This window comes from Cellulosimicrobium sp. MI9406, from assembly GCF_040595865.1.
GTDB classification, from domain to species: Bacteria; Actinomycetota; Actinomycetes; order Actinomycetales; family Cellulomonadaceae; genus Cellulosimicrobium; species Cellulosimicrobium funkei.
The window spans coordinates 488,288-506,643 of record NZ_JALIZI010000003.1; the positions used below are offsets into that span (position 1 = coordinate 488,288).

An 18,356-nucleotide genomic window follows, 5' to 3' on the forward strand; every position below is an offset into this window, starting at 1 on the left:
CACATTCTGCCGGGACCCGCAGGTCCGTCGTCGCCGGACCTCCACGGCGGGTCCACACCGACCGCCGGGCCACGCGGCCGCGCCCGGCTACGCTGGTGACCCGTGACCACCCTCGCCGAGCTCGCCTCCGCCCTCCCGGGAGCCGCGCACGCCGCGAGCCTCGGCGCCGCCGGACCGGTCGCCGCCCTGGGCCCCGACTGGATGGACCCGATGACGCTCATCGAGCGCTTCGGCGACGCCGCGCTCGTCGGGATCGTCGTCGTCATCTTCATCGAGACGGGCCTGCTCTTCCCGATCCTGCCGGGCGACTCGCTGCTGTTCACCGCGGGTGCGCTCGTCGCGCAGGAGTCGCTGCAGATCAGCCTGCCCGTGCTGCTCGTCCTGCTGTTCGCCGCAGCGTTCCTCGGCGACCAGACGGCGTACCTCATCGGACGCACCGTCGGGCCCAAGGTGTTCGACCGGCCCGACTCCCGGTTCTTCAAGCGCAAGTACATCGACCAGACGAACGCCTACTTCGAGAAGTACGGCGGCCGGACGATCGTCATCGCGCGGTTCGTGCCCATCGTGCGCACGTACGCCCCCGTCGCCGCGGGTGTCGGCAAGATGCACTACCGGCACTTCGTCGGGTTCAACGCGCTCGGCGCGCTGCTCTGGGCCGTCGGCCTCACGTGGCTCGGCTACCTCCTGGGGAACATCACGTTCGTCAAGGAGAACATCGAGGCGCTCGTCCTCCTCATCGTCTTCCTGTCCGTGCTGCCCATGGTCGTCGAGGTCTGGCGCGGGCGGCGGGCGGAGAAGCGGGCGGCGGCGCTCGAGGCGCAGATCGCGGCCGACGCCCAGCAGAGGACAGGGGTCGCGGAGGACGCGACCGCCGTCGGCCAGGCCGACACGGACGGGAAGGACGCCTGACATGACCCGAGAGATCACGAGCTGGCTCACCGACATGGACGGCGTGCTCGTCCACGAGGGCCACGCGATCCCCGGCGCACCGGAGTTCGTGCGCGCGCTGCGCGACAAGGGCCGGCCGTTCCTCATCCTCACGAACAACTCGATCTTCACGGCACGCGACCTGCGGGCGCGGCTCGCGACGTCAGGCATCGACGTGCCGGAGGAGTCGATCTGGACGTCGGCGCTCGCGACGGCGCAGTTCCTCACCGACCAGATCCCCCAGGGCAGCGCGTACGCCGTGGGCGAGGCCGGGCTGACGACGGCGCTCTACGAGGCCGGCTACACGCTCACCGAGTCCGACCCGGACTACGTGGTGCTGGGCGAGACGCGGACGTACTCGTTCGAGGCGATCACCAAGGCGATCCGCCTCGTGCTGGGCGGGTCGCGGTTCATCTGCACCAACCCCGACACGACCGGGCCCTCGCAGGAGGGCCCGCTGCCCGCCACGGGCGCCGTCGCGGCGATGATCACCTCGGCGACGGGCCGCAAGCCGTACTTCGTCGGCAAGCCCAACCCGATGATGTTCCGCTCCGCGCTCAACCGCATCGACGCCCACTCCGAGACGACCGCGATGATCGGCGACCGGATGGACACCGACGTCGTCGCGGGCATCGAGGCGGGCCTCTACACCTACCTCGTCATGACGGGCTCCACGACGATGTCCGACGTCGACCGCTACCCGTTCCGGCCGAGCAAGGTCGTCGACTCCGTCGCGGACCTCGTCGACCTCGTCTGAGGGCACGCCGGGCCGGTCCGGCCGTTCCAGCTCCCCGGGGAACCCCGCACGCACGACGACGCCCGGTCACCGCGAGGTGACCGGGCGTCGTCGTGCCGGGGACCGGGTCAGGCGGCCGCGGCCACCTCCATGCGACCCGCGCGACGGCGGCGCACCGCCAGGAGGGCCGCACCGGTGAGCAGCAGCGTCCCGGCCAGGAGCGCGAGGCTCCCGGCGTCGGAGCCGGTGGTGGCGAGCGCCCCCGAGTAGGCGTCGCACTCGACGTCGCCGCCGACCGGGAAGCTCACCGTCACCGGCGAGAGCGCGGTCCCGGCCTCGTAGAACCCGGCGAACGCCTTCGCGCCGGCGGCCGTGAGGGTCGCGGGGACGCCGCTCCACGTGATCGTGGAGCCCGACGTCGCCTTCTTCCCCGACAGGTCCAGGCTCGCGAACGCGACGCCGGTCGACGAGGACTTGTTGCCCTCCATGTCGCTGCTCTGCACGTCGACCACGAGCGTGCCCGACGACCCGTCCACGACCACCCGCGGGTTGCTGATCCGCAGGTCGAGGATGCCCTCGTGCCCGGAGAACGACACCGACCCGCCGAAGCTCGCGCGGCCCTTGCCGAGGTCCGTGTTGAACGAGCCCTTGCCGCCGCTCCACGTGAACGCCGAGCCGCCGTCCCGCACGCCGTCCGTCGAGACCGAACCCTTCGCGATCGGGCCGGTGACGTACGACCGGAACCGGTCGCTCACACCCCACGAGAGGGTCGCGCCGTTGACGCCCTGCGCGAAGCACTGCTCCGTCGCGCTGCCGGAACCGGAGCCGGTGCCGGTCGTGCCGGCGCCCACGATCGTGATGGGCGCGGACGCGGTGTGGTCCGCACCGACGAGGAGGAGCGTGTGCTCGCCCGGGGCGACGTCCTTCGGGATCGTCACGGTCGAGCTCGCGGCGCCACCGGCGTTCGCGGTCGTGCCCGTCGCGAGCGTGCGCGGCGTGGAGCGGAGCTCCGTGCGGATGCCGGACTCGCGCGCGCCGAACCCGACGCCGCTGATCGTCACCTCGTCGCCCGGGCGAGCCTGCGCCACCGAGAGCGTCGCCTTCGCCGGGTCCACGGACCCGCCGGTCGAGCCGTCGCCCGGGGCGCCGATGGTGCCGCCGCCCCCGGGCGCGGTCGCCTTCGCGCCGACCGTGAACGTCACGGGGTCGAGCGCGGTCCCGGCCGGGTAGAAGCCGACGAACGCGAGCGAGCCGTCCGCGGTGAGCGTCGCGGCCGCGTCGCGGAACGTCACGGCCCCGTCCGCGCTCGTCGTCGGCGCACCGAGCGCCAGGGTCGCGACGGCGACGCCCGTGCGGTCGAACGTCGAGCCGTCCAGCCCCGTGGAGCGCGCGTCCGCGAGCAGGCGACCCGTGCCCGGGCCGGTGATCTCGACCACCGGGTTCGACAGGGTGAGGTCGAGCGCGCCCGCGTGGCCGGTGAAGCGGACCGTCCCGGCGTACCGGGCCGTCCCCCGGCCGCTCGACGCGGTCCACGTGCCGCCGTCGGCCTGGCCGAAGCGGAAGACGCCGTCGACGACGCTCGCGCCGCTCGTCGCCGTCGCGCCGCCCTTCGCGACCGGGCCCACGATGTAGCTGCGGAACGACTCCTTGACGCCCCACGTGAGGCTGCCGGCCGTCGTCGGCGCCGGGGTCACCGGCGTGGCGGTCACCGCGACGGTCACCGGCGCGGACGTCGAGCCGCGGTAGGCGGTGGCGTCCGTGGGGACGAACGTCGCGCTCAGGGCGTGCGACCCGACGGCGAGCGGGGCCGTCCGGAACGTCGCGACACCGTCCGTGACGGTCGCGGTGCCCAGGGTGGTGCCGCCCGCGACGAACCGGACCGTGCCGGCGGTCTTCGGCGCGACCGTCGCGGTGAGCGTCACCGCCGTGCCCTCGACGACCGACGTCGCCGACGACGCGAGCGTCGTCGTGGTCGACTTCGCCTCGCCCCCGGGGACCGGGGCGGTCACGGTCAGCGTGGTGCTGCCGGTCAGGCCGAGCTCCGACGTGACGACCACGGGGACAGGCCCGGCGGCGGTGTCGGCGGGGACCGTGAGCACGAGCGTCGCGCCGTCGCGGGAGTACGACGCCGGGGCGCCGCCGAGCGTCACGGCCTTGACCGCGTCGTCCGCAGCGAGGCCACGCACGGCGAGGCGGACCGTCGAGCCGGCCTCCACCGTGGTGGACGCGGGCGTGACGGTGAGCGTGCCCGGCGCGTCGTACGCGACGGGGACGAAGAGCTCCTGCGCGGCGTTGCTCACGCCGCCCGCGCCGTAGGTGGCGACGCCGTAGCGACCGCCCTCGAGCGCGGCGGGGTTCTTCACGACGAGACGCGCCTCGAACGTGCCGTCCGGCGTGATGTCCGTCCACTGCGCCCGGACCACCGACTGGTACTGCGCGGGGACCTGGTCGAGCACGGGCTCGGCGAGGGCCCACACCTGCGAGCCGACCTTGCGGGTCGACGCCGCGGCGCCCTCGGACGGCCGCCACTGCTCGGCGAAGCTCCCGAACACGACGTAGGTGCCCTGGGGGAGCGTCGCCGGGATCGGGACGCCGCGCCCGCCGACGTTCGCCGCCGGGTCGAAGCCGGTGCCCCGGACGACGATCGTGTCGCCCGCCGCGACCGGGGTGTCGCCGAGGGGCGTCGTGCCGTCCGCGGCGAGCACCGAGATCTCGGGCTCCCACACGGGCGCCTCGGGCTCCGTCGTGAACGCGACGGGCGCGTACAGCTCCTGCGCGGCGTTGACCGTGCCGCCCGCGGCGTACGTGTAGACGCCGTAGCGGCCGCCCTCACGCTCGAGCTCGCTCGCGACGAGCTCGGCGGTGAACGTGCCGTCCGGCGCGAGCTCGGCCCACTGCCCGCGGATCGCGGACTGGTAGCGCGGGTCCACCTGGTCGAGCGCCGCGGACGAGAGTGCCCACCGCTGCGAGCCGGCCGTGCGCGCGCTCGACGGGGCACCCTCCGACGGGCGCCAGTCGGCCGCGAAGCTGCCGAAGACCACGTAGGTGCCGGCGGGGATGCCGCCGGAGATCGGCGGACGGTTGCCCGCCGGCGCGACGTTCGCGGCCGGGTCGAAGCCCGAGCCCTTGACGACGATCCTGTCGTCCGGGCGGACGGGCGTGTCCCCGAGCGGGGTCGTGCCGTCGGCGGCGTAGAGGGTGATCCGCGGCTCCCAGACCGGCTCGGGCGTCGTGCTGCCCTGGACCGCGACGGGCGTGAACGTGTCGAGGCTGCGGTCGGTCACCGAGAGGCCGTGTGCGGCGGACGTCGCCACCACGTACTGCTTCGCCGGGTCGAGCTTTCCGCCCGGGACGGTCAGCGTCGTCGTGAACGCGCCGTCGCGCACCTGCTGCGGCATGACCCAGCCCTGGGCGAGCCACCCGCTCGCGACCAGGGGGCCGCTGCCGTCCCAGATCGAGGCGTCGCCGAGGAGCACGTACGCGCCGTTCGCGGCGCCCGCTCCGACGAACCCGGTCCCCTGGATCGTGAACGTGTTCTCCACCGCCGGGTCGACGGGCGTCGACGGCGACACCGTGACCGCGGGGTCGACGGCGGGCTCCGGCTCGGGCTCGGGCTCGGGCTCCGGGGCGGTCACCGTGTGCGCGACGGCCGCGGAGGCCGAGGCGACGAACGCGGCCGGGTCGGCGGGCGCGAAGGCGGCGCTCAGCTGGTGGCTGCCCGGGGCGAGGGCCGCGGTCTCGAGGCGCGCGACGCCGTCGGCCACGGGAGCGGTGCCGAGGGCGGTGCCGCCGTCGCGGAACTCGACCGTGCCCGCGGCGGCGGGCGCGACGGTCGCGGTGAGCGTCACGCTCGCCCCGGCCGCGGACGTGCCCGCAGGCGCTGCGGCGAGCGTGGTCGTCGTCGCCTGCGCGGGCGCCACGGGCTCGGGCGACACGACGCGGGCGGTCAGGGTCGACAGGGGCTTGCCCGCGTACGACGCGAAGTACGGCGAGACGTTCCCGAGCGTCCCGACGACGGTCCCGTCCGCCACGAACGTGACCTCGTCACCGGCCCGCGTCGCGGACACCGTGACGTCGGCGACCTTCACGTCGTCCCCCGCGCCGGGGTTCACCGTGCCCGCGAAGTCCGCGTAGACCGCGCCCGTGGTCGGGCCGGTGAGGTCGAGCCGCACGTCGGAGATCGTCACGTCGAGCGCGCCGCGGTGGCCCTCGTACCGGGTCGATCCGCCGAGACGGACGGAGCCGGTCCCGGACGCGTCGTCGTAGCTGCCGGACGCGGGTCCGTAGGACGCCTGGCCGCCCTGGAGCGCCGGGGTGATCGTGCCCTGGGCGATGCCGCCCGTGACGTACGACGTCCACGAGTCGACGAAGTTCCAGGTGGCCGACCCGCCGGTCACGTCGGCCGCGGCCGCCTGGGCCGGGGCGCCGGTGCCGGCGACGGTGAGGCCGGCGGCGAGCGCCGCGGCGAGGAACGAGGCGAGGGCGCGTCGGACGCGTCTCGGCGATGAAGTGCGCACAAGGTCTCCCGTGCTGGTCCGGGCGAGGTCCCGGCGGGGAGCGGGACCGAGAAGGGAGCGTGCTCACGCTCCGCCGAGACGGACCATATAAGGGTCGCCTCACCAAAGCAAGGTAAGCCTGACCTATCGAGATGTGACGCGCGCCTCCTCCCTCCACGACGACGCCCCGCGGCCCAGGAGGCCGCGGGGCGGTGCGCCGCGTCGAGCGGCGGGAGACGGAGCGGGAGGGGCTCAGGCGAGGCCGAGGTCCTCCAGGCTGAACAGGTAGTGGTACGGCACGCCGAGCGCCTCGATCTTCGCGCCCGCACCTGTGGCACGGTCGACGATCGTCGCGACGCCCGCGACCTCGCCCCCGGCCGCGCGCACGGCCTCGATCGCCGTGATCGGCGAGCCGCCCGTCGTCGTGGTGTCCTCGACCACGACGACGCGCCGGCCCGCGACGTCGGGGCCCTCGATCTGGCGCTGCATCCCGTGCGCCTTCGCCGCCTTGCGCACCACGAACGCGTCGAGGTCCTGACCACGGGACGCGGCGGCGTGCAGGAGGGCGGTCGCGATGGGGTCGGCACCCAGCGTCAGGCCGCCGACGGCGTCGATCTCCGCCGTGCCGAGCCCCTGCTCCTCGAGGAGGTCCAGGAGCTGGTGGCCGATGAGCGGCGCCGCGCGGTGGTGCAGCGTCACGCGGCGCAGGTCCACGTAGTAGTCCGCCTCCTTGCCCGAGGAGAGCGTCACGCGGCCGTGCACGACGGCGAGCTCACGGATGAGGCCGAGCAGCTGCTCGCGGGGGGTCGAGGCGAGCGTCGAGGCGGGGTCGGTAGTCACGACCGCCAGGGTATCGGGCCCGCCCGGTGCCTAGCGGTACTTGCCGATCGCGCGGACGGCAGAGCGCGGCATCGCGCGCAGGGCCGCCGACGCGACCCGGTACCGCACCGACGGCGTGGAGATGACGACGCCCCGCCGGACGTCCGCGAGCGCCTCCGCGACGACCCGGTCGGCGTCGAGCCACGCGAGGTCGGGGAGCACCGACTTGTCGATGCCGGCGCGGTCGTGGAACTCGGTGTGCGTGAAGCCGGGGCACAGCACGGTCGCCGTGACGCCCGTGCCGTGCAGCTCGACGGCGAGCCCCTCCGTGAAGGACCGCACCCACGCCTTCGCCGCCGCGTACGTGCCGCCCGCGGTGAGGGCCGCGACCGACGCGACGTTGAGGATCGCGCCGCGCCCGCGCTCCGTCATCTGGCCCGCCGCCGCGTGCGACAGCACCATGACGGCGCGGACCATGACGTCGAGCGCCTCGAGCTCGACGTTGAGGTCGCCCCCGACGAAGTGCTGGTGCGTCGCGAAGCCCGCGTTGTTGACGAGCAGGCCGACCGGGCGCTCGTCCGGGCCGCCGGTCGTGGCGAGGCGCTCCGCGACGCGCGCGACGTCGTCGGGCACGGAGAGGTCGGCGCGCAGCACCTGGACGCGCACCCCGGCCGCGGCGCGGATCTGCCGTGCGGTCTCCTCGAGGCGCGCCTCGTCGCGCGCCACGAGGACGAGGTCGTGCCGCGCCGTGGCGAGCTGCCACGCGAACTCCAAACCCAGGCCGGCGCTCGCGCCGGTGATGAGTGCTGTCGCCATGGTCACAGCCTACGGGCGCCCGGGTGACCCGGGCGCCCGCAGGCGGGGTGGAGTCGCGTCACCGGGCCGGCGGCTTGACGGCGAGCACGGGGCACGCGGCGCCCAGCAGGATCTGCTGGGCGGTGGAGCCGAGCACGAGCTTCCCCACGGGCGTGCGGTGCCGCACCCCCACGACGACGAGGTCGGCGTCGACCTCGGCCGCGACACCGAGCACGACCTCCGCGGGCAGCGCGGAGGACTGCAGGTGCCGCACCTCGTGCTCGACGCCCGCCTCCTCGAGGATCGTGCCGACCTCGACGAGCTGGTCGTGGTCGGCCCAGCGCGGGTCGACGAGCCGGTCGCCGCGCGTCGTGTTGACCACGACGACGCCGGCGCCGAGCAGGACGGCCGCCCGGGCCGCGGCCCGCGTCGCGGCGGTCCCGAGCTCGCCGGGCGCGTAGGCGAGGACGACGGTCATCAGCGCACCTCCTGGTCCTGGGCCTCGACGCGGACGTCCTCCGCGAGCGCCGCGAGCTCGGCGCCGGTGCGGCGCTCGCGCCGGCGCAGCCAGAGGCCCGCGAGGACCACGACGGCGACGAGGGCGTAGGCCGTCGCGGCGAACGGGCTGGTGACGAGCGTCGTCAGGTCGCCCTGGCTGATCGCGAGCGAGCGGCGCAGGCGGTCCTCGGCCATGGGCCCGAGGATCATGCCGACGACCATGGGCGCGACGGGGTAGCCGTAGCGCCGCATGAAGAACCCGATCGCGCCGATGACGAGCAGGATGAGCACGTCGACCGGGGAGAAGTTCAGCGCGTACGAGCCGAGCGCGCCGAACAGCAGGATGCCCGCGTAGAGGTAGTGCCGCGGGATCTGGAGCACCTTCACCCACATGCCCACGAGGGGCAGGTTGAGCACGATGAGCATGAGGTTGCCCACGTAGAGGCTCGCGACGAGCGCCCACACGAGCGCGGACTGGCTCTCGAAGAGCAGCGGGCCCGGCTGGATGCCGTACGACTGGAACGCGACGATGATGATCGCGGCGGTCGCCGTCGTCGGGAGGCCGAGCGTGAGGAGCGGCACGAGGACGCCGGACGCCGCGGCGTTGTTCGCCGCCTCCGGGCCCGCGACACCCTCGATCGCGCCCTTGCCGAACTCGTCCTTGTGCTTCCCGGCGGACCTGCGCTCGGCGGCGTACGACAGGAAGGTCGCGACGTCGGCGCCGCCCGCCGGGATGGTGCCGACGGGGAACCCGATCGCCGTCCCGCGCAGCCACGGCTTCCACGAGCGCCGCCAGTCCTCGCGCTTCATCCAGGAACGCCACCCCTTCTCGACGGGGATGACGTGCACGGGACCGTGCCGCAGGCGCGACCCGACGTACAGCGCCTCGCCCACCGCGAAGAGGCCGACGGCGACGATGACGACGTCGATCCCGTCGGCGAGCGTCGGGACGCCGAACGTGAACCGCTGCTGGCCGGTGAGCGTGTCGGTTCCCATCAGCCCGAGGAACAGGCCGAGCGACAGGGACGCCATGCCGCGCGGCACCGACGACCCGAGCAGCGCGCCGACGGTCACGAACGCGACGACCATGAGCGCGAAGTAGTCGGGCTCGCCGAGCTGCACGGCCCAGCGCGCGACGTACGGCGCGACGAACGTCAGGGCGACGGTCGCGATGGTGCCCGCGACGAACGAGCCGATCGCGGCGGTCGCGAGCGCGGCCGCCCCGCGGCCCATGCGGGCCATCCTGTTGCCCTCGAGCGCCGTGACGATCGACGACGACTCGCCGGGCGTGTTGAGCAGGATCGACGTCGTCGACCCGCCGTACATGCCGCCGTAGTAGATGCCGGCGAACACGATGATGGCGGCCGTCGCGTCGAGCGAGTACGTGAGCGGCAGGAGCAGCGCGATCGTCATCGCGGGGCCGATGCCGGGGAGCACCCCGACCGCGGTCCCGACGAACACGCCGAACAGCGCGTAGAGCAGGTAGACGGGCTGGACGACGGTCGCGAACCCCTCGAGCAGCGCGGTGAGGTTATCCACGGAACCAGGTCACCCCCTCCAGGAGCGGGCCGGGCGGGAGCGACAGCCCGAGCACGCCCCCGAACAGGACCTGGATCACCAGGGCCAGGACGAGGCCGAGCACGGCGGCGCGCCACCACGGGCGGGCGCCGAGGACGATCGCGGCCCCGGCGAACAGGAGCGTCGCGGCGAGCGGCCACCCGACGAGGTTGATCGCGTAGACGTGGACGAACAGCACCGCGCCGAGGAGACCGACGGTCAGCCAGTCGGTGCGGGCGTCGGGGTCGACGTCCTCGCTGTCCTCCTCCTGGCCGCCGTGCCCCCGCCAGACGGCGACGAGCAGCACGAGGCCGGTGGCGAGCAGCAGCGCGCCCACGAGGTAGGGGAACGCACGGGGACCGAGCGTGTTCGACGAGCCCGGCACGACGATCGTCCCCGCGTCGAGGAGCACGAACACCCCGAGGGCGGCGGTGACGCCGGCGACGACGAGCTCGCCGGGTCGCCGCCGGGGACCCGCGGCGGGGGTGGCGCCTGCGGGGTCCCCGGCGGCCTGGCCGTCGGCGGGGTCGCCGACGGCCGTCGCCGGCGCCGGCCCGGGGCGGGGCTCGGCGTCGGACGGTCCTGGCTCGGGAGCCGCGGCGGACGACCCCGCGGACGGAGCCTCCGACGACCCCGGCTCGCGCGACGCGTCGGGTGGCGCGTCGCGCGAGGCGCGACGCCTGGTCACGGCGCGACCAGGCCGATGTCGGTGAGCGTCATCTTGATGTCGGCGATGTTCTCCGTGAGGAAGCCGTCGAACTCCTCGCCCACGAGGAACGCGTCGTCCCAGCCCTTCTCCTCGAGCGTCGCCTGCCACTCGTCGGACGCGACCATCTCGCTGACGAGCAGCTCGAGGGCGGCGCGGTCCTCGTCGGAGAGGTCGCCCGGCGCGACGACGCCGCGCCAGTTCGTGAGCTCGACGTCGTACCCGGCCTCGGTCATGGTCGGCACGTCGGGCAGCAGGTCCGTGCGCTCGGCGCCCGAGACCGCGAGCGCCCGGACGGTCCCGGCCTTGACCTGCTCCGCGTACTCGCCGACGCCCGAGATCCCGGCGCTGACCTTGTTGCCGAGCAGCGCGGCGAGCGACTCGCCGCCGCCCGAGTAGGCGACGTAGTTGAGGAGCCCGCCCACCTCGGCCGACGGCACGTCGGCCGCCTGGAGGAGCATCCCCGCGAGGATGTGGTCGGCCCCGCCGGCGGAGCCGCCGGTGATGGAGACGGACTTGCCGTTCGCCACGACGTCGTCGACGAGGTCCTCGAGCGTCTGGTAAGGCGACGACGCGGGCACGACGACGACGAGGGGCTCCTCGGTGAGGCGCGCGATCGGGGTGGTGTCCTCGATGCGGGCCTGCGACTCGTTGGTCTCGACCGCGCCGACCATGACGAGGCCCATGACGAGCAGCGTGTGGGGGTCGGTGGTGTTGGCGAGCGACGCGAGACCGACCGTGCCGCCGGCGCCGCCGACGTTCGTGACGGTCGCGGTGCGCACGAGCCCGGAACCCTGGAGGTCCTGCTGCATCGCGCGGCCGGTCTGGTCCCAGCCCCCGCCGGGGTCGGCCGGGACGACGATCGCGAGCTCGTCGACCGACGCGGCGGCCCCGCCGGACGCGTCGCCGGAGCCGCCCGTCGTGGGGGCGCCGGGCTCGAGGCCCGAGCACGCGGCGAGACCGAGGACGAGTCCTGCGGCGAGCGTCGCGGTGAGAGCGTGCCGCGGGCTGACGGTGTGCCCGGAGCGCGGGCGGACGACGGATCGCATGTCTCCTCCTTGAGCGGGACCCGCAACGGCGCGGGCCTCACGACCTGATCCGGGGAGCCTAGGAGCGCGGGGCGGCACGGCGAGGGATGCGGTCGTACTGGACGTTGTGGTCGATCCGGTGGTTGCGGTCGTTGTGGTCACGGCCGAGGCCCGGGTGCGGCGGACCTGGGGCACACTGGTGCGGTGGGTCGAGCAGTGTCGCTCCGGGTGCAGCTCCTCGTGCTGCAGGTCGCCATCGTGCTCCTGGTCGTGGCGTCGGCGGGGGCCGTCGCCTCGACCCTGCAGCACCGCCAGCTCCGCGACGCCTACCTCGACCGCATGACCGCGGTCGCGTTCTCCGTCGCGCGCCTGCCCGCGATCATCGACGCGTTCGACGACGACGACCCCGCCGCGACGATCCAGCCGATCGCGGAGGTCATCCGCGAGGCCTCCGACGTCACGTACGTCGTCGTCACGGACGACGAGGGCGTGCGGTACTCCCACCCGGACCCGACCCGCATCGGCGAGAGGGTCTCGACGGACCCGTCGGTCCCGCTCTCCGGCGAGGTGTGGACGGGCACGCAGACCGGCACGCTGGGCGAGTCGTGGCGCGTCAAGGTCCCGGTGTTCGGGCCCGAGGGCGACGTCGTCGGGACGGCGAGCGTCGGCATCCTCGAGTCCGACCTGGCCGACGACCTCGCCGACGACCTCGGGTGGCTGCTCGCGGCCCTCAGCGTCGCGGCGGCCCTCGGCGTGGTGTGCGCGGCGTTCGTCACGCGCGCCGTGCGCCGTCGTATCTTCCGGCTCGAGCCCGAGGAGATCGGCCGGCTGCTCGAGACGCGCGACGCGATGCTCCACGGCATCTCCGAGGGCGTCGTCGCGCTCGACCGCGACGGCGCGGTCGTGCTCGTCAACGACGAGGCGCAGCGCCTCCTCGGGATCGCGGCGGCCGACGCCGTCGGGCGGCCCGCGCACGACGTCCTCGACCCGCAGCTCCTCGCGCTCGTGCCCGACACCGCGGAGACGGCCGACGACGCCGACGCGCCCGCCGCCGGGCCCGAGGAGGGCGGCGCGCTCGTCCTCGCGGGCGAGCGCGTGCTGCTCGCGCGCGCCGACCGGGCCCGCGTCGACGGGCGCGCCGTCGGGACCGTGCTGCTCCTGCGCGACCACACCGAGCTGCACGCGCTCCTGCGCGACCTGGACGGCGCGCGCGGCCTCACCGACGCGCTGCGCGCGCAGTCCCACGAGTTCGCCAACAAGCTCCACGTCGTCTCGGGCCTGCTGGAGCTCGGGCAGGCCGACGAGGCCGTCGCGTTCATCGAGCGCGCCGGGCACGGCGGGCTGCTCACCGCGTCGGGCGTCGCGCCCGGCGTCCACTCCCCCGAGGTCGCGGCGCTGCTCCTGGTCAAGGCCACGACGACGCGCGAGCGCGGCTCGCGCCTCGAGGTGTCGCCGTCCGCGCACCTCGCCGCGCCCGCGGGGCCCGACGACGCCGCCCTGCACGGCGACGCCCTCACCGTGCTCGGCAACCTCGTCGACAACGCGGTCGACGCCGTCGGGCCCGGGGGCCGCGTCCGCGTGCTCGTGACCGACCGCGCGCCCGACGGCACGGGCCCGACGCCGGGCGACCGGGTGGTCGTCGTCGTCGAGGACGACGGGCCTGGCATCCCCGCGGGCTCGCGCGCCGACGTCTTCGCCGCCGGGTACACCACGAAGGCGGGCCCGCCCGGGCGCGGGATCGGCCTCGCCCTCGTGCGGCGCGTGGCCGCGCGGCGCGGCGGGACGGTCGAGGTGACGACCTCCGTGCTCGGCGGGGCGCGCGTCGCGGTGGCCCTCCCCGCGCAGCCCGTCGACGCCGCCGCGGGCGCCCGGGCCCGGACGCCGGAGACGGCGTCGTGACCGCCGCCGGCCGCTCCGCCGCCCCCACCGGCGCGCCCACGGCGCCGCCGGGCGACCGGCTGCGCGTCCTCGTCGTCGAGGACGACCCGACGATCGCGCGCCTGCACCGCGGCTTCGTCGAGTCGCACCCGCGCTTCGTCGTCGTCGGTGAGGCGCGCACGGCGGCCGAGGCGCTGCGCGCGTTCGCCGTGCTCGACCCGGACGTCGTGCTGCTCGACATCTACCTGCCGGACGCGACCGGGCTGCACGTGCTGCGCCAGATCCGGCGCCGGCCGTCCCCGCCCGTCGACGTCGTCGCGACGACCGCCGCGCGCGAGCTGGAGAGCGTCCGCCAGGCCATGGCGGGCGGCGTGCAGCACTACCTCGTCAAGCCGTTCACGGCCGCGGCGCTGCGCGGCCGGCTCGACGAGGTCGCCCGTCTGCGCGACTCGCTGCGCACCGCGGGCGACGAGCTCGACCAGGACGCCGTCGACCGCCTCGTGCGGCGCGGGACGCCGGAGGCCGCGGCGCTGCCGAAGGGGCTGTCCGAGCGCAGCCTGCGGCTCGTCGTCGAGGCGCTCGCGGCGGCGTGCGCCGACGCGGGCGACGCGTCGGCGGGCGAGGTCGCCGCGCGGACCGGGATGTCGCGCGTGAGCGCGCGCCGCTACCTCGAGCACCTCGTCGCCACGGGGCGTGCCGACGTCGCGCCCCGGTACGGCGCGGCCGGGCGACCGGAGAACGGCTACCGGCCCGCCTGACCGGCGGGACCGCTGCGGGTCGCTGCGGGTCGCGCCCGCGACGCCGTACGGTGGGGCCCGTGCGCCTCGCGACCTGGAACATCAACTCCGTCCGTGCCCGCGTCGACCGCGCGGTCGCGTTCCTCGAGCGGACGGGGATCGACGTCCTCGCGCTCCAGGAGACCAAGTGCACGGACGCGCAGTTCCCCGTCGCGCCGTTCGAGGCGGCCGGGTACGAGGTCGCGCACGTCGGCGTGAACCAGTGGAACGGCGTCGCCGTCGTCTCGCGCGTGGGCCTCGACGACGTCGAGACGTCGTTCCCCGGGCAGCCCGCGTTCGGCGACAAGGTCGAGGCGCGCGCGCTCGGCGCGACGTGCGGGGGCGTGCGCGTGTGGAGCCTCTACGTGCCGCACGGGCGCGAGGTCGGCGACCCGCACTACGCCTACAAGCTGCGCTGGCTCGACGAGCTGCGCGCGCAGGCCGCGGGCTGGCTCGCCGCCGACCCGGCGGCGCAGGTCGCGCTCGTCGGGGACTGGAACGTCGCGCCGCTCGACACCGACGTGTGGGACGTCGCGTACTTCGCCGGGAAGACGCACGTCACCCCCGCCGAGCGGGACGCCTTCGCCGCGTTCGGCGCCGCCGGGTACACCGAGGTCACGCGCGAGGCGATCCCCGCCGAGCGCACCTACACCTACTGGGACTACCAGCGGCTGCGGTTCCCGCGGAACGAGGGCATGCGCATCGACTTCGCGTACCTGTCGCCCGCCGCCCGCGCGCGCGTCACGGGCGTGACGATCGACCGCGACGAGCGCAAGGGCAAGGGCGCGTCGGACCACGTGCCGGTCGTCGTCGACCTGGCGGGCTGACCTCCGGGGCGTCCGCCGTCGGGCTCGGGCCGCGGGTCGGCGCCGCGGGTCCGGGCCGGGCAGGGCGCGTCCCCTCGCTACGGTGTGTCCATGACGACGCCACCCGTCCCTCCGTACGGGTCCCCCGACGAGCCCGCCGACCCGTACGCCCCGCGGCGTCCGCACCAGCCGCCGCTCACGCCGTACCACCCGCCCACCGAGGACGCCCCCGCCGCGCCGGACGACGGCGGGTTCGTCGCGCCGTCGGGCGCCGGGGGCGGGTACGGGAGCACGCCGGGCGGCGGGAGCGGGTACGGGAGCACGTCGGGCGCCGGCGCCCCGTACGGCGCGCCGGCCGCGCCCGCCGGGTCCCCCTACGGCCCCGGCTCCCCCTACGCCCCCGGGGCGACGCCGTCGTACGGCGGGACGCCCGGGTACGCGGCGCCGCCCGGACCCGCGGCGTACCCGGCACCGGGCTACGGGGTCTACCCGCCGCCGTACGGCGCGCCCTACGCGCCCCCGCCGCGGACCAACGGGCTCGCGCTCGCGTCCATGATCGTGTCGATCGCGAGCCTCGTGCTCTGCGCGGGCTTCCCCGGCCTCGTCGGCCTCGTGCTGGGCATCGTGGCGCTCAACCAGGTCATGCGCGACGGCACGCGCGGGCGCGGTTTCGCGGTGACCGGGATCGTCGTCGGCGCGGTCGGCACGGCGTTCGCGATGCTCGTGGTCCTCGCCGGCACGCTCGGGGACTCGGCACCGTGAGCGACGACGACCTCTTCGCCCCGCCCGGCGACGCCGCGTCCGGGCCCTCGGGACGCCCGCCCGTCCCGCCCCCCTCGGGAGCGCCCGGGGCCGCGGAGCCTCGCGCCGCGGAAGCCGGCGCGCCCCGGCCCGGCCCGACGCCGCACGGCCCCTCCGGTGCGGCGGCACCCGTGCCGCCGCCCGGGCCCGGGGACCGGCCCGGCTTCGCCCCCGAGACGTACTACGCGCCCGGGTGGCAGCCCGCGGCGCCCGGCGTCGAGCCGCTCGCCGTCGCGAGCGTGCCCGCGGGCGTGGTGCTCGGGCCGGTCGGGGTCGGCCTCGGCGCCGCGGCCCTGTCGCGCGTCCGCTCCCGCGGCACCCGCGGACGCGGCCTGGCCGTGACCGGGATGGTGCTCGGCGCCGTCGCGACGCTCGGATGGGTGGTGGGCGGGATCGCCTGGTGGCAGGGCGAGCAGGCGCGCACGCCGCTCGCGGGCGACGTGGACGCACCCCGCACGGTGAGCGCGGTGCAGCTCGTGCTGGGGACGTGCCTCGACGAGCTCCCGCCCGACGGCGAGGTGTCGCGCGTGCGCGCCGTCCCGTGCGCCGACGAGCACCGTGCGCAGGTCGTCGGGCGCACCGACATGGGCGCGGACGAGGTCTGGCCCGGCCAGGACGCCGTGGACCGCCGCGTGGCGCGCGTGTGCACGCCCGAGACCCTCGGTCCGGATGCCCCGGAGGACGTGCGGCTCGTGGTGTGGGCACCGACCGAGGCGTCCTGGCGCGGCGGCGACCGCACGGGGCTGTGCCTGGCGAGCAGCGAGGCCCCGCTCCCGGCGGACCTGATCGGCTGACGTCCCGGGCGGACCGCGCCGTCAGCGTTCGGCGTCGGACAGCACGAGGCGCAGGTACGCGCGCAGGTCCGCGGCCATGTCGACGCGCTCGGGCCGCGGGCGGTCGAGGGACAGCAGCCACTGGACCTGCAGACCGTCCATGAGCGCGACGAGCTGGCGGGCCGCGACCTCCGGCTCGACGCCGTCGCGCAGGCCGCCCGACCGGGCGCGCCGGGACAGCTGCTCGCCGATGCGCGCGACGGTGGACTCGTAGCGCTCGACGAAGTACGCGTGCGCCGGGTGGTCGGGCGACGTCGCCTCGGCCGCGAGCGCCGTGAACAGCTCGACGATGGGCCTGCGCAGGGCGTTGCGCTCGACGAGCCGCACGAGCGCGTCGAAGAAGTCGGTCCCGCGCGCGAGGTCCTCCTCGAGGTCGGCGCGGTCGACGGTCTCCCGGTGGTCGAGCACCGCCTCGAGGAGCGCCGCCTTCGTCGGGAAGTGGTGGAGCAGCCCGGGGTGGGACATGCCGACGCGGGACGCGAGCTCGCGCAGCGACGCGGCGTGGAAGCCGACCTCGCCGAAGAGCACGACGGCCGCCTGGAGGATCTCCTCACGCTTGGCGCGTCCCTTCGCGTACCCGCGGGCGGGGTCGGGCGCCGCGGCGCGGCGGGAGCCCGTGGGGTCCTGCCCGGCGCCGATGGCCGCGCTCGTCATGGCACTGCTCCGTCCGTCGTCCGACGAGGGCACACCCTACCGACCGCGGTGCGGCCCGGCGGGGTGCCCGCGCCCGGGCGGAGGAGGTTCAGGGTGCGGGGGCGAGCGTCGGGGCGGGCTCGTCGGCGCTCGACGACGGCCCGGGCACCGCGACCGACGGCCGGTCGGCGGAGGGCGTCGGCGCGGGCTCGGCCGGGGGCGTCGGGCCAGGTCCGGTGGGGTCCTCGACGTCGGGCGGCGCGGCCCGCAGGGCTTCGGCGGTCGCCGCGGTGACGGTGCCGTCGGGCGTGAGGCCGTGCGCCTTCTGGAACGACCGCAGCGCGGTGCGCGTGGCGTCGTCCATCGTCCCCGTGACGGCGACGTCGGCACCGTGCACGCGGAGCCGCTCCTGGACCCACGAGACGGACGCCGTGCCGGGGTCGGTCGTCGGGGAGGGCGTGGGGGTGGGCGCGGTCGGTCCCGGGGTCGGCTCGGACGCGGTGGGAGCGGGCGCGGGCTCGGTGGTGGGCGAGGGCGCGCCGGGCGCGGCCTGCTCTCCCGGGCCGCTCGCGGACGGGCGCGGGGACGGGGCCCGGCGCGCGTCGTCGGACGTGCCGTCCGCCGCGTCGGGCGGAGGGATGCGGGTCACCTCGGGGCGGGGGGTGTCGGGGCGCGGCGTGACCGCGGGGACCGCGTCCTCGCCGTTCGCGCCGCCCTCGGCGGAGACCCCGCCGACGACGACCGCCTCGCCACCGCCCGTCGCGGCACCGACCATGCCCGCGACGGCGACGACGAGCGTCACCGCCCCGGCACCGGCGGCAACCGTGACCCACGGCGTGGCGGTGCGGCGCGCGGGCCGCTGGAGGGGGGCGGTGCGGTCCCGCTCGGCGGGTCCGGACCGGTCGTGGCGTCGGCGCACGTCGCCTCCTTCCGGGGCTGTCGAGGGGGCGGACGGCGCGACACGCTGCCCACCAGGGCGATCGGGTGGACGTCCACCCTGCCCCATCCCGGCTCGTGTGTCACGCCCGACGCCCTCACCTGCGGCGATACCCGCCACGGCTCCCCCG

The 18,356-nt window shown here is 75.9% G+C and carries 16 protein-coding genes; 7 read left to right on the forward strand and 9 right to left on the reverse strand.

From position 1 onward, the window contains the following. Window positions 1-102: 102 nt before the first annotated feature. Entirely contained in the window at window positions 103-909 is an 807-nt protein-coding gene (locus MT994_RS07815; RefSeq protein ID WP_306303290.1) for a VTT domain-containing protein, read from the forward strand. 1 nt (window position 910) lies between these two features. Beyond that, window positions 911-1,684: an HAD-IIA family hydrolase gene (locus MT994_RS07820; RefSeq protein WP_021482670.1), complete on the forward strand. Its 774-nt coding sequence runs from the start codon at window positions 911-913 to the stop codon at window positions 1,682-1,684. 107 nt (window positions 1,685-1,791) lie between these two features. On the opposite strand, the gene MT994_RS07825 is transcribed toward MT994_RS07820, so the two are convergent. From MT994_RS07825 to MT994_RS07855, 7 genes are all read right to left on the reverse strand, one after another. Beyond that, complete coding sequence (locus MT994_RS07825) at window positions 1,792-6,180, reverse strand: HtaA domain-containing protein (protein WP_354805798.1); 4,389 nt, start codon at window positions 6,178-6,180, stop codon at window positions 1,792-1,794. A gap of 231 nt (window positions 6,181-6,411) precedes the next feature. Beyond that, the gene (pyrE, locus tag MT994_RS07830; RefSeq protein ID WP_021483023.1) at window positions 6,412-6,999 is read right to left on the reverse strand and encodes an orotate phosphoribosyltransferase; all 588 of its coding nucleotides are present in this window, start codon (window positions 6,997-6,999) and stop codon (window positions 6,412-6,414) included. A 30-nt stretch (window positions 7,000-7,029) separates the two neighbouring features. Further along, window positions 7,030-7,794, reverse strand: coding sequence for an SDR family NAD(P)-dependent oxidoreductase (locus tag MT994_RS07835; protein ID WP_354805799.1), 765 nt, complete (start codon window positions 7,792-7,794; stop codon window positions 7,030-7,032). Between the two features lie 58 nt (window positions 7,795-7,852). After that, the gene (locus MT994_RS07840) at window positions 7,853-8,251 is read right to left on the reverse strand and encodes a universal stress protein (protein WP_061267146.1); all 399 of its coding nucleotides are present in this window, start codon (window positions 8,249-8,251) and stop codon (window positions 7,853-7,855) included. Beyond that, window positions 8,251-9,810 (reverse strand): tripartite tricarboxylate transporter permease, encoded by a 1,560-nt coding sequence (locus tag MT994_RS07845; RefSeq protein WP_354805800.1) that lies wholly within the window; start codon window positions 9,808-9,810, stop codon window positions 8,251-8,253. Before MT994_RS07845 ends, MT994_RS07840 begins: the two co-directional genes overlap by 1 nt. Continuing rightward, window positions 9,803-10,516 carry a tripartite tricarboxylate transporter TctB family protein gene (locus MT994_RS07850; RefSeq protein ID WP_143311006.1) on the reverse strand — a complete coding sequence of 238 codons (714 nt, stop codon included), beginning with the start codon at window positions 10,514-10,516 and terminating at the stop codon, window positions 9,803-9,805. The genes MT994_RS07845 and MT994_RS07850 overlap by 8 nt, the downstream gene beginning before the upstream one ends. Beyond that, window positions 10,513-11,583 (reverse strand): tripartite tricarboxylate transporter substrate-binding protein, encoded by a 1,071-nt coding sequence (locus MT994_RS07855; protein WP_354805801.1) that lies wholly within the window; start codon window positions 11,581-11,583, stop codon window positions 10,513-10,515. Before MT994_RS07855 ends, MT994_RS07850 begins: the two co-directional genes overlap by 4 nt. Window positions 11,584-11,766: 183 nt before the next feature. On the opposite strand from MT994_RS07855, the gene MT994_RS07860 reads away from it, so the two are divergent. From MT994_RS07860 to MT994_RS07880, 5 genes are all read left to right on the forward strand, one after another. Beyond that, window positions 11,767-13,461, forward strand: coding sequence for a sensor histidine kinase (locus MT994_RS07860; protein ID WP_241005689.1), 1,695 nt, complete (start codon window positions 11,767-11,769; stop codon window positions 13,459-13,461). Then, window positions 13,458-14,198, forward strand: coding sequence for a response regulator (locus tag MT994_RS07865; protein ID WP_354805803.1), 741 nt, complete (start codon window positions 13,458-13,460; stop codon window positions 14,196-14,198). The genes MT994_RS07860 and MT994_RS07865 overlap by 4 nt, the downstream gene beginning before the upstream one ends. 59 nt (window positions 14,199-14,257) lie before the next feature. Further along, window positions 14,258-15,043 (forward strand): exodeoxyribonuclease III, encoded by a 786-nt coding sequence (locus MT994_RS07870; RefSeq protein ID WP_251176427.1) that lies wholly within the window; start codon window positions 14,258-14,260, stop codon window positions 15,041-15,043. Window positions 15,044-15,133: 90 nt separating this feature from the next. Further along, on the forward strand, window positions 15,134-15,784 hold the full coding sequence (locus tag MT994_RS07875; protein ID WP_354805804.1) for a DUF4190 domain-containing protein: 651 nt from the start codon (window positions 15,134-15,136) through the stop codon (window positions 15,782-15,784). Further along, a complete protein-coding gene (locus tag MT994_RS07880; RefSeq protein ID WP_354805805.1) occupies window positions 15,781-16,617 on the forward strand; it encodes a DUF4190 domain-containing protein in 837 nt (278 codons plus the stop codon). Before MT994_RS07875 ends, MT994_RS07880 begins: the two co-directional genes overlap by 4 nt. A gap of 21 nt (window positions 16,618-16,638) precedes the next feature. On the opposite strand, the gene MT994_RS07885 is transcribed toward MT994_RS07880, so the two are convergent. Next, window positions 16,639-17,310 carry a TetR/AcrR family transcriptional regulator gene (locus MT994_RS07885; RefSeq protein ID WP_082774317.1) on the reverse strand — a complete coding sequence of 224 codons (672 nt, stop codon included), beginning with the start codon at window positions 17,308-17,310 and terminating at the stop codon, window positions 16,639-16,641. Between the two features lie 88 nt (window positions 17,311-17,398). Further along, a complete protein-coding gene (locus tag MT994_RS07890) occupies window positions 17,399-18,208 on the reverse strand; it encodes a peptidoglycan-binding protein (protein ID WP_308820912.1) in 810 nt (269 codons plus the stop codon). Window positions 18,209-18,356 lie beyond the last annotated feature (148 nt).

Coding starts and splice junctions, on each gene's coding strand:
- MT994_RS07820 (WP_021482670.1), top strand. CDS start 911: ATGACCCGAGAGATCACGAGCTGGCTCACCGACATGGACGGCGTGCTC.
- MT994_RS07835 (WP_354805799.1), bottom strand. CDS start 7,794: ATGGCGACAGCACTCATCACCGGCGCGAGCGCCGGCCTGGGTTTGGAG.
- MT994_RS07840 (WP_061267146.1), bottom strand. CDS start 8,251: ATGACCGTCGTCCTCGCCTACGCGCCCGGCGAGCTCGGGACCGCCGCG.
- MT994_RS07855 (WP_354805801.1), bottom strand. CDS start 11,583: ATGCGATCCGTCGTCCGCCCGCGCTCCGGGCACACCGTCAGCCCGCGG.
- MT994_RS07875 (WP_354805804.1), top strand. CDS start 15,134: ATGACGACGCCACCCGTCCCTCCGTACGGGTCCCCCGACGAGCCCGCC.
- MT994_RS07885 (WP_082774317.1), bottom strand. CDS start 17,310: ATGACGAGCGCGGCCATCGGCGCCGGGCAGGACCCCACGGGCTCCCGC.